This is a genomic window from Paenibacillus sp. E194, from assembly GCF_000935845.1.
Lineage (GTDB): Bacteria > Bacillota > Bacilli > Paenibacillales > Paenibacillaceae > Paenibacillus_B > Paenibacillus_B alvei_B.
The window spans coordinates 13,264-27,558 of sequence record NZ_JMDX01000062.1 but is presented as its reverse complement, the minus strand read 5'-3'; the positions used below and the strand labels follow the sequence as shown (position 1 = coordinate 27,558).

Here is a 14,295-nt window from a genome sequence, read left to right as displayed (position 1 = left end):
TGGAAAGAGCCGTAAGGATGACACAATCCCTACGGCTCTTCGCCTATCATCTCAGTTCCTGTAAAACAACCAGAAAAAGATATTGTTAATGAGATCATGTTCGTCACGTTTATCGTCGCGCTGCTGACTTACATGGATAGAAAAAAGAAGTAACCCCCAAGGTTGGCGCCAGAAATGGGTTGCACATGCTGGAATATACCTCAACAGTTAACAACTGATACGATTCAAGCCTTTTCTACTAGCAGAGGAACGACCTGTCCAGCATGAACATCGATCAATCCCAGATCCGTTAGCTTCAGCGCCGGACTTACTGGCAAGGAATGCGTACACAGCGACATAATCGGGTTATAATGCTCGTAGCCAATTGATTCCATCGCTTCGCGCAGCAGCTTCACGGCTTGTCCGAACTCCTCGAACGGCTCCTCTGACAAAATGCCGCCGACAGGCAACGGAATATGTGCAATCACCTCGCCGTCATCAACGACACAGAAGCCGCCTTGATCCGCAATGACTGTATTGGCCGCAAGCGCCATATCTGCCTGTGAATGACCTACGACAAGCAGGTTGTGATTGTCATGTGAATACGTCGTCGCAATCGCTCCGCGCTTAATCGTGTTGCCCGTAATGAGTCCGTAAGCACGGTTGCCATTCTTGCCATAACGTTCGAAGGTAGCAATTAACCCATATGGACTCTCCTGCCACTTCAATTCTCCATCTTCCACACGTACCGATTCATGCAGTTCCTTCGTGTTCGTCGTTCCGTTCAACACCTGCATGACGCGGCAGAGATACTCGCCATCAGCAGCCTCTGCAGCTACCCGGAAATCTTCTGCCGTTAGCTTCTGCAACTTCACACTCTCATAGAAATGAGACGGGAATTGTCGTTCGCCGCGCTCTTGCTCATAGGCTGTTCCAGCCTCATAAGCCAAGCGTCCATGCTTGTATACCGATGCGATGTCGAACTGCTCAACGTCGCTGAGCAGTACGAAGTCCGCCACTTTATTCGGTGCAATTGCTCCGCGATCGTACAAGTGCATCCGTCTGGCTGGCGTATACGTAGCCGCATAAATCGCGCGTTCCGGCTTCATGCCCATAGCCATCGCCTTTTTAACTAAGTGATTCAAATGGCCGTCCTGAACGAAGGTATCCGCCATGACGTCATCCGTTACGAAGCAGAACAGCTCTGCTACGTCCTCATGAATGAGTACATCCATAATGTCCGGTGTCATCGACTTCTCCTGAATCTCAAGGAACATGCCGTTCGCCATCCGATCGCGCATGCTGTCCACGGCCTGCTCGGTATGATCGGAGTCTACTCCTGCGAACATGAAGCGTGCCAGTTCCAGATCAACCAGCTTCTTCGGCGTGTGCCCCTCGATAATGAGATTCGGATAATTGGTGCGGATATGGTGCAGGATACGGTTCGTCTTGCAGTCCGGGTCTCGTAGAACATCCACCGAATTCATAATCTCGCCCAAGCATACGACCCGCTCTTCCTTCAGCAGCTCATCGATATCTGCAATGTCGATTTCCCCGCCCGTGGTCTCCAGCGGCGTTGCAGGCACCGAGCTCGGAATTGCATATAAGATGTCCGCTGTGCAGCCCTTGCTTGCATGTATCATTTCCTTCACGCCTTCGACGCCGAACACGTTCGCCATCTCATGCGGCTCGGATACAATCGTCGTGACTCCGTTTTGAATAAGGCCGTGCGAGAACGTCTGCGGCGTAACCATCGTGCTCTCAATATGAAGATGAATATCGACGAGGCCTGGAATCATGTACTTTCCCGTTCCGTCCACGACCTCGACCGCCTCGAATGCATCCGTTTCGCGATTCCCAATGTAGAGGAAACGCCCATCCTGAATGGCGGCATTCCCTTGTATGAATCGTTTCAAATACACGTTATACACGCTGACGTTCGTTACCAACAAATCTATTTTCATGTCTCCACTCCTCGCTGTCCTTCGTTCGTTGGTATAGAGGTATACATTTAAAATTAATTCGAAGTTCTCACCAATACGACTTTTTCTTTCGGCAGTACGAGCTTCACGGCTGTACCGCGTTCAAACGGCGTCTCCATTTCGCGATTTACCGTGAATTCGCCAAGCGGCGTTTCGACGATGTATTGATAGCTGCGACCGAGGAAGGTACTGATTTTCACTTGACCGTCAATCTGGTTCCACCCTGCTCCCACATCCTCAGCCGTTAAGCCGCCAATCCCAGCCGTACATTCGCTGTCAGTAACTACTAGGAGATCGTCCGGACGAATTGCGCCCTTCATCGAGCTGGACAATGGATGTCCTGAACGATGGATGACCTGCATTTTCGCTCCTTCTGCGCCATGTATCGTAAGGGCTCCCCCGTCATCATGCATTTCACCAATGTCGATAAAGTTATTGAAGCCGATAAACCGCGCAACGAATTCCGTAGCCGGGTATTTATAAATGTTCGCTGGCGCATCCAATTGCTCAATGATGCCTTTGTTCATGATGGCAACTTTATCTGAAATGGAGAAGCACTCCTCTTGGTCGTGAGATACATACACGCTTGTAATCCCAAGCTGCTTCTGAATGCGACGAATTTCTACACGCATATTGACGCGCAGGTTCGCGTCCAGGTTACTAAGCGGTTCGTCGAACAGAAGCAGATCCGGCTGAATGACGAGCGCGCGGGCGATTGCGACGCGTTGGCGCTGTCCACCTGACAATTCTCCGGGGAATCGCTTTTCGAAGCCTTTCAGGTCTACAACCTCCAGCATCTCATGTACACGTTTCGCGATGGACGACTTGTCCACCTTGCGCAGTTTTAAGCCGTACGCGACATTATCGAACACGCTCATGTGCGGGAACAGTGCATAGCTCTGGAATACGAAGCCGAAGTTGCGCTTGTTCACCGGCACCCGAGTATAATCCTTTCCTTGGAACAGGAACTTGCCATCCTTCGCTTCCAGGAAGCCAGCAATCAGGCGCAGTGTTGTCGTCTTGCCGCAGCCTGATGGGCCGAGCAGAGAGATCAGCTCGCCTTCGTTCAGGCTCAGGTTGAAGTCTTTCAAGATTAGATTTTTCTCGTATGCAACAGATATATTTTGAAGGGATAGCAATTCCATGATCGTTGGCCTCCGATGTATGCTAGTTATTTTTCGTGAAGTAGGAGAGTCCCATTAAGCGTTCAATTGAGAACATAAGCAATGCTGTAATGACCATCAGCAACACCGAAATTGCTGCAATCGTCGGGTCGAAGTAATTCTCGACATAGGTCAGCATTTGAATCGGCAATGTGCTGACCCCAGGTCCCGTCATGAACACGGAAATATCTACGTTGTTGAACGATTCCAGGAACGCGAGCAGTACACCAGCGATAAGACCAGAACGAATGTTAGGCAGCACGACCGTGAAGAATGTCTGCAGCCGGCTCGCACCCAAGCTCATGGATGCTTCTTCAACGGAATAGTCGAAGTTCGCCAAGCTTGATGCAATGACGCGAATGATAAATGGCAGCATCAGCACAATGTGTCCGATCAGCAAGCTTGTATATACGGGCAGTTCGAATTTCACGACTAAATACTTGAGCATCGTGAAGCCGAGCACAACCCCAGGAATCAAAATCGGCGAGATAAAGATTGCATTGAGCAGCCCCTTGCCCTTGAACTGATAGCGGCTCAGCGCATATGCAGCAGGAACACCGAGCAGAAGCGCAATAAGGTTGCCGGCAAGCGCGACGATGATCGTAACTTTGAACGTAGACAAAAACATTTCGACATCAAAAATATTGCGATACCATTTCAGTGAGAAACCTTCTGGCGGGAACTTCAGTACCGAACCCTCTCCAAAAGACGTTGCCATAATAATGATGAGCGGCCCGAGCAAAAAGAGAAACACCAATCCCGTAAATACGGCGAGTCCGCGATGTTGTTCTTTCATAAGAAGTTAACCCCCGTTATCCCTTCGGATTCAATTTGCGAGCGAGCTGATTCATAAGACCGATAATGATGAAGGTGACGACAATCATGACGGTCGCAATAATCGAAGCCATATCCCAGTCGTTGAGCGTCATCGCATTCTGATACAGGAACGTAGCAACGACTCGCTGTTTGCCGCCAAGCAGCTGCGGCGTCGTATACGCCGTTAGACTGCCGACGAATACAAGGATGCTTCCAACGATAAGACCAGGCACACACAGTGGCACGATGACGGTCATGAAGCCCTTCATGCGCGATGCGCCAAGGCTTGATGAAGCATTCAACAGGTCGCCGTCAATATTCTCCATAACACCTACGAGCGAAATGATCATAAGCGGCAAAAACAGATGAATGAGACCGATCATCATTGCGGTCGGCGTATACATGATTTTTAACGGCTGATCAATTAATCCAATGCTGGTCAACAGCTGATTTACCAAACCGTTCTTGCCGAGAATGACCATCCAACTGAAGGAGCGCACAATCGCACTCGTCATGAGTGGGAAGATTGCGAGCGCCAGCAGGATTCCTTTGATACGCGCCTTCTGCCGTGAAATATAGTAAGCAGCAGGGAATCCGATCAAAATGCAGGCAAGTGTTGTGACGAAGCTGACCTGCAGTGTAGTACCTAATATTTTCAGCATGTACGGATCGCCGAGCAGCTTCACATAACCGTCGATTGTAAATTGCCCTTCACGGAAGAAAGTTGAGCCAATCGTCATGAAGATCGGGATGATCATGAACAAGGTCAAGAATACGAGTCCCGGAAGCAGCAGCCATATAAATGGTTTTTTCATCAGTTCGTCTCCTGTTTCTCTTGATGTCTAAGCTTGCAATACGGAGATAAAACGATCCATGAACGCCTCTCCATCTACCTCTACACATACATTTGCGTTTGGCTCCCGGCCGAGGCGATTCTGAACGTCGCACACGGTTTGACCGTCGCACAAGTCGCTTCGTGTCTCAACATCCACATAATAGCGGCGCGTCTTGACGACACTAGCGTCGATCGCGATATAGGCAGCCAGCGGATCATGCATCGCGCACGCCTCTACACCGTTGCGCATTCGATAACGCTCCATGTACTGTGCCGTACATGTACGGACAAAGCTTCCAAGTGGTGTGGAATCAAGCTTCTCCAAATGCTCGGGCCGCAGCAGCGCCTGACGCGTCACATCCAGACCGACGATGGTCAGGTCGAAGCCTGCATGCAGCACCATTTTAGCCGCTTCCGGATCAACGTAGATGTTGTATTCCGCCACTGGCGTAACGTTGCCGAATGTCTGCAGCGCGCCTCCCATCATAACAACCCGCTTAACAAGCTGCGGCAATTCAGGACATGCCCGCAAGGCAATTGCCAGGTTCGTGAGTGGCGCTGTCATCAGAAGTGTCAGTTCACCTGGTCGCTTCTTCGCTTCCTCAATGATGAACTGTGCTGCATGCGGCAGCCCTTCCTCCAGCTCGGGTGGACTCATATCGGATAGTGCCCCGCCCAAGCCATCGTTGCCGTGCACGGCGTGCTCGAAGAATGTCGGACGCATCAATGGCCCGTTGGCTCCCGGAATGATCGGAACATTGCGAGTGAATCCATTCCTTGCAGAGGCAGCTTCTTTTTGCTCGAAATTCAGCGAAACCTTGTTCGCCTCAACATCCTCGCATTGCTTGTCCTCATCCAACTGCTGCAGCATGTGTATCACTTTTCGTGTATTTAACGTCGCTTGTGAGAGTGAGACATTGCCATTCACTGTCGTCACGCCGACAAGCTCCACTTGTTTGCTTTTCCAAACTAACGCTAATGCGAGTGCATCATCTACGCCCGTATCGACATCCATAATAACGGGCATTCGCTTCGAAGCAGCCGTATCCACAATCATGATGCCAACCTCCTAACTGTTGATGAGAATAAAAAAGGAGGGTGCGATAAACGGCAGCCCTCCTCTTCATCGAGGAAGTTCAAAAAGGTACCTTGTCGTCACGAAGTCTCTCTTAGCCGTTGCAACGTATACATTTTTGAACATTCACTATTTGGACTTTACTCGATTTCACGGTTCCAGCGGTCAATCCAACCGCTCATTTCTTTGTTCACTTTACGAAGGTCAAGCGTCTTCAGGTTTTCAACAACATCTGGGCCATACGTCAAGCCTTTCGCCTCGTCAGCGGTCAGCTTCACTTCTTTGTTCGTTGGCGAATCGACGCGAGCCTTCGCGTTCGCTTCTTGTACTTGCTGACTCAAGTGCCAGTTAATGAACTTTTCTGCCAGTTCTTTATGTTTCGAGCCCTTTACAATGTTGACCGTGTTCAAGAGCGCATATGCGCCTTCCTTCGGCGTTACGAACTTAGCGGATGGCAGAGCTTCCGTCAAGCTGCCCAAGAAGGTGTCCTGCATCGGTGCAGCCACAACTTCACCTTGTGCGAACATATTGACCAAGTCAGCAGACTTGGAGTAATACTTCACGACGCCAGGATTGATTTCTTTCATCGCTTTGAAGGCCGCTTCCGTATCCATGTCCTTGTTGCCCGCTACCTTCGCCGCGAAGTCCATCATCATCGGCCCTGTCGTAATCGTAATGTTAGGCAGGGCAATTTTATTTTTCAATTCAGGCTTCCACAGGTCGCTCCATGATTCAATCGGCGTTTTTGCCTCATCGCTATTCACCGCAAGTCCAAGCTGCGCTACTGTGTGTGCTGGGCCATAATCTTCACCGATCGGCGCCTTGGCGATATCATACAGCTGCTCGATGTTCGGAATGCTCTTGCGATCAATCTTCTCGAACAATCCTTCTTCCGCACCTTGAAGTGCATAGTAATCGGACAAGTAGATCAAGTCTACCTTCGAGCTGCCTTGACGGACTTTGTTCAAGCGATCCGTGTTGTTGCCGATCTCTGTCACGATCTTAACGTTATACTCTTTCTCGAACGGCTCGTACACGTTCTTCTTCATCGCATCCTCGGCAAAGCCCCAAGTTGAGATGACCAATTCTGTCGGTGCTTCCTTACCGCCTTCAGCTGCCTTGTCCCCGCCGCAAGCTGCCAGCAGTGTTCCCATCGAAAGTACGAATGCAAGTGTTAACGCTAATTTTTTCATGAAGCTCCATCCCCCTGATGCCATTCTAAGTTGAGTATCTCGTGTAATAAGTGTTCAAAAGTTCGCTTTTCAGCACGGTTACCATGTTCGACTTCGTGATCAAAAGCGAACCCTAGTGCCCGCCCATTGCTACATAGCGGACAATAACCAGTACAAACAGAACCCACATAAGCCAGTGAATCTTATATTTCTCACCTTTGCCGAATACGTTCGCTACGAACGCCAGCAGGACATAACCAAGAATACCGAAGGAAACACCGTTTGCAATGCTGTACGTGAACGGCATGAATGCAATCGTCATGAATGCCGGAATCCCAATAACCAAGTCTTTGAAATTGATTTCCGTAACGGCTTGCATCATCAATACACCAACGACGATAAGCGCAGCTGCTGTAGCTGGGCCTGGAATCAATGCAACTGCAGGAGCCAAGAACAACGACAACAAGAAACAGATTCCTGTCGTTACAGACGTAAGTCCTGTGCGACCGCCCGCTGCTACACCCGCGGAACTTTCCACGAATGCAGTTACCGTACTTGTACCAAGCGCCGCTCCGCCTGCTACCGCAATAGAGTCCACGAACATCGCTTTCCCTACGCGCTTGTTGCCTTCTTCCCGATTTTTCATGAATCCAGCTCGGTTGGCTGTACCAACCAATGTTCCGAATGTATCGAACAATTCTACGAATGTGAACGTCAGGATGATGGATACGATACCCACGCCCATGATGCCAGCGAAATCGAATTCGAAGAAGCTTAATTTCGTCAAATCTGGAACCCATCTTGCATCTGCACTGCTCAACGAGCTGAAATCAACGAGCCCCATCAAAATCGCAGCGACCGTCGTCCCTAAAATACCGAACAAAATCGCACCACGTACGTTCAAAATCATAAGAACCGAAATAAGTGCTAAACCGATAATCGTAAGCAGCACATCAGGATTAGAGAAGCTGCCTAAACCGAATACTGTTTCAAAACCAAGAAGCGGTGTGAATGTTCCCTTAGGAATATCATTCACGGTCTCAACGGATACGGACATCATACCGCTATTTTTCAAGCCGACAATCGTAATGAACAAGCCGATACCGACTGTAATCGCATGCTTCAGTGCATCAGGAACTGCTTCGAGGAGCATTTGACGAACATGTGTAATCGTAAGCAGGAAGAAGATAATCCCGGAAATAAATACTGCCGTCAGTGCCATTTGCCATGTGATTGGATGTTCCGATCCGGCAGTCGATACAACGACTGTTGCGAAGTAAGCATTCAGCCCCATCCCTGGTGCCAAGGCAACCGGGAAATTAACGAAGATTCCCATCGCGATGGTGAAAATACCGCCTGCAATAGCTGTTGCAAGAAATACGGGATACCATTCCATACCGGTCTTACCGAAAGCCGTCAGAATGTTCGGGTTAACGGCCAAGATGTACGCCATCGCCATAAAAGTCGTAATACCCGCCATGATCTCCGTACTAATTGTCGAACCGTTCTCCTTGATTTTGAAGAAGCGCTCCATCTGTGTAACATCCTCCCCATGACATTTCATGAATGTGTGTTTACTGCTGCTTCTGTTTCCCCCAGTAACCTGTCTAAGCACAAAAAAGAACTCAGGTTGATCTCCCGAGTTCTGGCGTTGAAAAGTGAGGCGTTTCCTACTCGAACTGCCTGCTATATGGATGCATAGCAAGTTCCCATCCTGTTATTGCACACAGATTATGGGCAGGCAGAGCGTACAAGATGAACCTCTACAGATTCGTCCGGAAAGCCGTTCCTCTTCGTAGCCAGATCATTTACGGTGATCTCGTAGAAACTCTCAGGCCAATTCCCGAGATTATACGAAAAAGCATTGCGTTATTAAATTATCTATTCACATTGTATAGGCATTTAGTAGGGTTGTCAACGCTATTTCCGAACATTAAACAAAATATTATATAACTCGTTCGTGTTTTGTGGTAAAAACGAATCATTTTCTCCATTATTGAAATCAACATTCTTTAATGTCCCAGCATGCTAGAATTACAAAAAAAATCTGGAAAATCAAAGTAAAACTATTGAATTAATTCATTATTTTTTATAAAATGGGTTCATACATTTTTACCCAGTTCTGAAACTATTATGATTGCTTTTTACAAATGGTAATCGGGTGAACATGTAAATCTAGCATTTTGGAGGTGAGTTTATACGTTAAAAATGCCAGCTTTGTCAGACTAGACTATACTCTTTAATACCAAGGAGGAATAGCATTTGGCGAACAAAAACAACAAAAAAGTGCTTTCAATGATCATGTCGATTGCCATGGCAATCAGCCTGATGTCACCAGCGGTGTCAGCCTATGAAGACCCCGCGAACAGTTCAACTGAGAAGCTGCTCTATTTGCGAACAGGCACCGTCGATCTCCAGAATGAAAATGAACACTACGGACTGCAGCATGATGAAGAAAGCACGCAACGCCAATTGTACGTTGTTCAATTCAACGACGTCATCACAGATTCCTCCAAACAGCTCTTGCAACAGGCTGGAGCGGAACTCGGAGACTATCTCCCTGACTATGCTTATCTCGTACGCATGAACTCGCAACAAGCCGGCACCCTCGCCGCAAATGATCAGATTTACAGAGTCACCCTCTTTCAGCCAGAATGGAAGAACGGCAACCTCTCCACTTCCGAAAACACTTCACCAAGCAACTATGTCATCTCAGTATTCAGGGGCAGTGAGGCAGAAGTTGCCCAATCACTTAAGCAGCAAGCCATCCCCGTTACCGATGTGCAAGAAGGCTATATCGAAGCTGTATTAAGCAATGAATCACTCCCGCTCGTTCTTAATCAACCAGATGTCACCTTCGTCGAATCTAAGCCTAATGAAGAGCTCCTCAACGACTTCGTCACTAATCAAGTTGGGGCTGCTACGTCGAATGGCGTATGGAGCAAGGGATTGACCGGAAAAGGTCAAGTGGTTACCGTAGCCGACAGCGGCTTGGATTCCGGTAATCTAAGCACACTCCATAAGGATTTCGAAGGTCAGCTGCATAAGACTCCTGTTCCTAACCCAGAAGGAACATGGAAGGATACGATCGGTCATGGCACACATGTAGCCGGTACCGTGCTCGGCACAGGAGCAATGTCCAATGGGAAATATAAAGGCGTTGCCTATGGCGCCAAACTGTTCGTCCAAACAATCGGCTGTGGCGGTACTTCTATCTGCCCAGGCGACCTGCGCGACTTGTTCGGCTCTGCGAAGCAGCAAGGCTCGTTCATCCATACCAACTCCTGGGGCGCCAGCAGCTACTCCTACAATTCCAACTCTGCTCGCGCTGATGAATATACGTTCAACAATAAAGACTTCACCGTACTGTTCGCCGCAGGGAACGATGGCAGCGGGAACAACACCATCAATTCACCTGGCAATGCCAAAAACACCATTACGGTCGGCAATCTTCAAAAAACAAATTCGAATCAAATTGCCCCAACCTCCAGCAGAGGATATGCAACAGATGGAAGAGTTAAGCCTGACCTCGTCGTTACAGGTACCTCAATTATTTCTGCTCGTTCTTCAGCCTCAACTAGACCTGCAAATCCAAATCAGTACTACACCAACATGACCGGTACCTCCATGGCTACTCCAGCTGTCGCAGGATCGGCAGCCATCGTTCGCCAATTTTATACCGAGAACAAGCACGTAACGCCTTCCTCGGCACTCATCAAAGCTACGCTCATTAATGGAGCTGAAGATGTAGGCTATGGATGGATGAGCAGAGAAACAGGATGGGGACGCGTTAACCTCGTGAATTCACTTACCCCTACTGACGGAAGAACCAATAACTTCATCGACAACACCACAGGTATCAAAACAAACGATTCTATCTCCTACCGCGTCAAGGCCGAAGCCGGCAAACCTCTCAAGATATCTCTTGTCTGGAGCGATTACCAAGGTGCCGTTCAAGCTGGCAAGCAATTGGTCAATGACCTCGATCTTGAAGTAAAAACCCCAACTGGCGAACTCTACAAAGGCAACTGCTTTGCACAAAATACAGCTAGCACAAGCTGTGCCAATTATGACCACATCAACAACGTTGAAAATGCATATCTTTCAACTCCAACTACGGGCGAATATACGGTGACCATCAAAGGATACAATGTCCCACAAGGCCCTCAGCCATTTGCATTAGTTGTATCGGGCAATCATTCTTCTATTCTTGGCCAAGGCCCTGAACAACCAGAACCGATTGTACTGAAGGCACCTGAGCAGTTGGCTGTAACGGCAGTCACGTATAATTCAGTAAACCTGAATTGGAGCGATCCGAACACAGGAATTCAAGGCCTTACGTACGAAATCTATCAACAACAGCAAAAAATCGGAACCAGCAATCAAACCAATTATGTTGTAACAGGTCTGAGTCCAGGGAATACGTATACCTTTACGGTCAGGATCATCGACGGAAAAGGCAATGTCTCCCCTAATAGTCAATCCGTAATGGCTAAGCTCCCAAATTCGGAGGGGAATACAGATCCATGGCAGGCAGGTAAAGCATACAAGGCAGGCGATCTTGTCACTTATAATGGTGTGACTTATAAGTGTGTGCAACCGCATACATCCTTGACTGGCTGGGAACCTTCAAATGTACCGGCACTCTGGTCGCCTGTGCAGAAATAGGTAGCCACTTCATCATTAACGAAGGAAAGTGAACCCTATATCAATACCGTAACGCAAAAAGGCTATACCGCGGTTACACGCGGTATAGCCTTTACTATTTCCTCAGAAATCAACAGCTAAATTGTAAATCCATATATGATCTCATAATAAATAACCGGAAACTAGTGGATGTTAAGGGTGCCCTTAGAACTTTTTATTCACTTCTAGGATTAACGGAATCTCGTTTGCTTGCACCCATTGAGATATCAATAGTAGAAATAATGATTGCAAAAACAACCTCGGCAACAAAAGAGATACGAATCGAAGACATATATTCATCTATCGTGAAAACAGCAGTAAAGTTAAGTATAACTCGCAGTATAAATTCATGCAGTCTTCGAAAATTGCGCCCTACTTTAGAGCAATTAATCTTAATAAACATGAGAACAATTGTAACAACAGCATCTGCAATCAGTGACAATCCATAAAACAATAGTATTGATTTCCATGAATCATATTCGATCCCTAAGATTTCAAAAATGCCGACATTGAAAAAAAATAACACTATTATTGATGTAATCACTGCAAATAACAACAATAGGCTCACAATAGAAATAGGGATTATTTTTCTCATCATTTCTCTAATTTGTTTCTTGCACATCTAGTGCCTATAATAAGTTCTCCGATTGTTCTGGTGATCACTACATCCAAAGTTATCCCTCCAAACCGCCTAATTCACTTCCTATATTTTACTATACAATGAAAAACGTGTGAATTATTGAAAGATACAAGCACACAAACACTTTATTTCTCCTCTGATAGCTTTGCAAGCAAGCATAAAAAATACTCCCTTCCATTTGCTAAACAACTCAAATAAAAGAGAATTTCGTTCGCCGCTAATGAAGGAAGTCACCTAATTTCAATACCGTATTCGCAAAAAAGGCTATACCGCGGTTAAACGCGGTATAGCCTTTAAATTGCTAAGATTCGAATGAATTTACTCCCACTCGATTGTTGCCGGTGGCTTCGAAGTTACGTCATACACGATACGGTTGACGTTCTCGACCTCGTTGACGATACGTACGGAGATCTTCTCAAGAATATCCCACGGAATACGTGCCCAGTCAGCCGTCATGCCGTCGATGGATGTTACTGCACGGATACCTACTGTGTAGGAATACGTACGAGCGTCACCCATTACGCCAACACTCTTCATGTCCGGCAATGCTGTGAAGTACTGCCAGATTTCATTATCCAAGCCAGCCTTCGCAATTTCCTCGCGCAAGATCGCGTCGGATTCACGAACAATTGTCAGCTTGTCCTCTGTTACTTCACCCAATACGCGGATTGCAAGACCCGGTCCTGGGAATGGCTGACGATGTACGATTTCACGCGGCAAGCCGAGCTCTTCGCCGACTTTGCGAACTTCGTCCTTGAACAACGTGTTCAAAGGTTCGATAAGCTTGAACTTCATGTCCTCTGGCAAGCCGCCAACGTTGTGGTGGGACTTGATCGTTTGAGCAGTTGCTGTTCCACTCTCTACGATGTCCGTATACAATGTGCCTTGTGCCAAGAAGTCGAAGTCGCCCAGCTTCGCGGACTCTTCATCGAAACAGTAAATGAACTCGTTGCCGATGATTTTACGTTTTTTCTCCGGATCAGATACACCTGCAAGCTTGCTCATGAAGCGCTCGCGTGCATCAATTTTGACCACATGCATATCGAACTTGCCGACGAATGTCTCCATTACGCCTTCAGCTTCGTCTTTGCGCAGCAAGTTGTGATCGATGAACATACATGTCAGTTGATCACCAATTGCCTTATGAATAAGTGCCGCTACAACGGAGGAATCTACACCGCCGCTAAGCGCGCACAATACTTTGCGATCGCCGACTGTCTCGCGAATTTCTTGAACCTTGTCCTCGATGAATGTTTCCATCGACCAGTCGCCCTTGCATTCGCATACGCGGAACAAGAAGTTGCGAATCATTTCATTTCCGTATACGGAATGACGTACTTCAGGGTGGAATTGTACTGCATGGAAGCGTTTTTCCGGATGGCTCATCGCCGCGATTGGAGCATGCTCCGTACCAGCATCAACGCGGAAGCCCTCTGGAAGTTCAACAACCAAGTCTGTATGGCTCATCCATACTGTTTGGTTCGCTTCCAAGCCATGAGCCAATTCGCTGCCTGGCTGGAATACGACGTCAGCTTTCCCGTACTCGCGCTTGCCTGCACGCTCAACCTTACCCTTCAACTGATGCGACATCAATTGCATACCGTAGCAAATCCCCATGATTGGAAGACCCAATTCATAAATGCGCGGATCTACCATTGGTGAATTTTCTTCGTATACGCTCGCTGGACCACCGGAGAATACGATCCCCTTTGGATTCAGTTCTTGAATGCGTTCGATTGAAGTGTTGTATGGAACCAGTTCACTGTACACGCCCATATCGCGAATACGACGTGCGATGAGCTGATTGTATTGTCCGCCAAAATCGAGGACAACGATCATTTCATGATGTTGCTTTGTCATTGCCGTGCCTCCCTAATACATATTGTTCACTATTATAACGAAATCGAAAAACGTCAGTCAATGTGCAATGTGATCAAGATTGGATAA

Annotated in this window: 10 protein-coding genes and 1 riboswitch; of the genes, 1 reads left to right on the top strand and 9 read right to left on the bottom strand. The window is 47.7% G+C overall.

The genetic code is table 11. The annotated features are described in order from the left end of the window. Positions 1-224 precede the first annotated feature (224 nt). From AZ66_RS11075 to AZ66_RS11045, 7 genes are all read right to left on the bottom strand, one after another. Positions 225-1,943 (bottom strand): adenine deaminase, encoded by a 1,719-nt coding sequence (locus AZ66_RS11075; RefSeq protein ID WP_044354909.1) that lies wholly within the window; start codon positions 1,941-1,943, stop codon positions 225-227. A gap of 53 nt (positions 1,944-1,996) precedes the next feature. Continuing rightward, positions 1,997-3,106, bottom strand: coding sequence for an ABC transporter ATP-binding protein (locus tag AZ66_RS11070; RefSeq protein ID WP_044354908.1), 1,110 nt, complete (start codon positions 3,104-3,106; stop codon positions 1,997-1,999). Positions 3,107-3,128: 22 nt separating this feature from the next. Then, entirely contained in the window at positions 3,129-3,920 is a 792-nt protein-coding gene (locus tag AZ66_RS11065; protein ID WP_021252207.1) for an ABC transporter permease, read from the bottom strand. A 16-nt stretch (positions 3,921-3,936) separates the two neighbouring features. Continuing rightward, entirely contained in the window at positions 3,937-4,755 is an 819-nt protein-coding gene (locus tag AZ66_RS11060) for an ABC transporter permease (protein ID WP_044354907.1), read from the bottom strand. Between the two features lie 27 nt (positions 4,756-4,782). Further along, on the bottom strand, positions 4,783-5,832 hold the full coding sequence (locus AZ66_RS11055; protein WP_231586825.1) for a nucleoside hydrolase: 1,050 nt from the start codon (positions 5,830-5,832) through the stop codon (positions 4,783-4,785). A 158-nt stretch (positions 5,833-5,990) separates the two neighbouring features. Continuing rightward, positions 5,991-7,043, bottom strand: a complete 1,053-nt coding sequence (locus AZ66_RS11050) for an ABC transporter substrate-binding protein (protein ID WP_044354906.1) — start codon at positions 7,041-7,043, stop codon at positions 5,991-5,993. Positions 7,044-7,155: 112 nt separating this feature from the next. After that, positions 7,156-8,556 carry an NCS2 family permease gene (locus AZ66_RS11045; RefSeq protein ID WP_021259914.1) on the bottom strand — a complete coding sequence of 467 codons (1,401 nt, stop codon included), beginning with the start codon at positions 8,554-8,556 and terminating at the stop codon, positions 7,156-7,158. Positions 8,557-8,798: 242 nt separating this feature from the next. Further along, a riboswitch (purine riboswitch) is annotated at positions 8,799-8,899 on the bottom strand. 385 nt (positions 8,900-9,284) lie between these two features. On the opposite strand from AZ66_RS11045, the gene AZ66_RS11040 reads away from it, so the two are divergent. Then, the gene (locus AZ66_RS11040; RefSeq protein WP_044354905.1) at positions 9,285-11,690 is read left to right on the top strand and encodes a S8 family serine peptidase; all 2,406 of its coding nucleotides are present in this window, start codon (positions 9,285-9,287) and stop codon (positions 11,688-11,690) included. A gap of 193 nt (positions 11,691-11,883) precedes the next feature. Here the strand turns inward: AZ66_RS11040 and AZ66_RS33745 are convergent, their stop codons facing one another. Together AZ66_RS33745 and guaA are read right to left on the bottom strand one after the other, a co-directional pair. Then, the gene (locus tag AZ66_RS33745; RefSeq protein ID WP_442950285.1) at positions 11,884-12,303 is read right to left on the bottom strand and encodes a YrvL family regulatory protein; all 420 of its coding nucleotides are present in this window, start codon (positions 12,301-12,303) and stop codon (positions 11,884-11,886) included. A gap of 363 nt (positions 12,304-12,666) precedes the next feature. Continuing rightward, positions 12,667-14,208 carry a glutamine-hydrolyzing GMP synthase gene (gene guaA / locus AZ66_RS11030; RefSeq protein WP_044354903.1) on the bottom strand — a complete coding sequence of 514 codons (1,542 nt, stop codon included), beginning with the start codon at positions 14,206-14,208 and terminating at the stop codon, positions 12,667-12,669. Between the last annotated feature and the right edge of the window lie 87 nt (positions 14,209-14,295).

What these genes read in the sequence shown, in the direction of transcription:
- AZ66_RS11075 (WP_044354909.1), bottom strand. Translation starts at nt 1,943, where the DNA reads ATGAAAATAGATTTGTTGGTAACGAACGTCAGCGTGTATAACGTGTAT.
- AZ66_RS11070 (WP_044354908.1), bottom strand. Translation starts at nt 3,106, where the DNA reads ATGGAATTGCTATCCCTTCAAAATATATCTGTTGCATACGAGAAAAAT.
- AZ66_RS11065 (WP_021252207.1), bottom strand. Translation starts at nt 3,920, where the DNA reads ATGAAAGAACAACATCGCGGACTCGCCGTATTTACGGGATTGGTGTTT.
- AZ66_RS11060 (WP_044354907.1), bottom strand. Translation starts at nt 4,755, where the DNA reads ATGAAAAAACCATTTATATGGCTGCTGCTTCCGGGACTCGTATTCTTG.
- AZ66_RS11055 (WP_231586825.1), bottom strand. Translation starts at nt 5,832, where the DNA reads ATGATTGTGGATACGGCTGCTTCGAAGCGAATGCCCGTTATTATGGAT.
- AZ66_RS11050 (WP_044354906.1), bottom strand. Translation starts at nt 7,043, where the DNA reads ATGAAAAAATTAGCGTTAACACTTGCATTCGTACTTTCGATGGGAACA.
- AZ66_RS11045 (WP_021259914.1), bottom strand. Translation starts at nt 8,556, where the DNA reads ATGGAGCGCTTCTTCAAAATCAAGGAGAACGGTTCGACAATTAGTACG.
- AZ66_RS33745 (WP_442950285.1), bottom strand. Translation starts at nt 12,303, where the DNA reads ATGAGAAAAATAATCCCTATTTCTATTGTGAGCCTATTGTTGTTATTT.
- guaA (WP_044354903.1), bottom strand. Translation starts at nt 14,208, where the DNA reads ATGACAAAGCAACATCATGAAATGATCGTTGTCCTCGATTTTGGCGGA.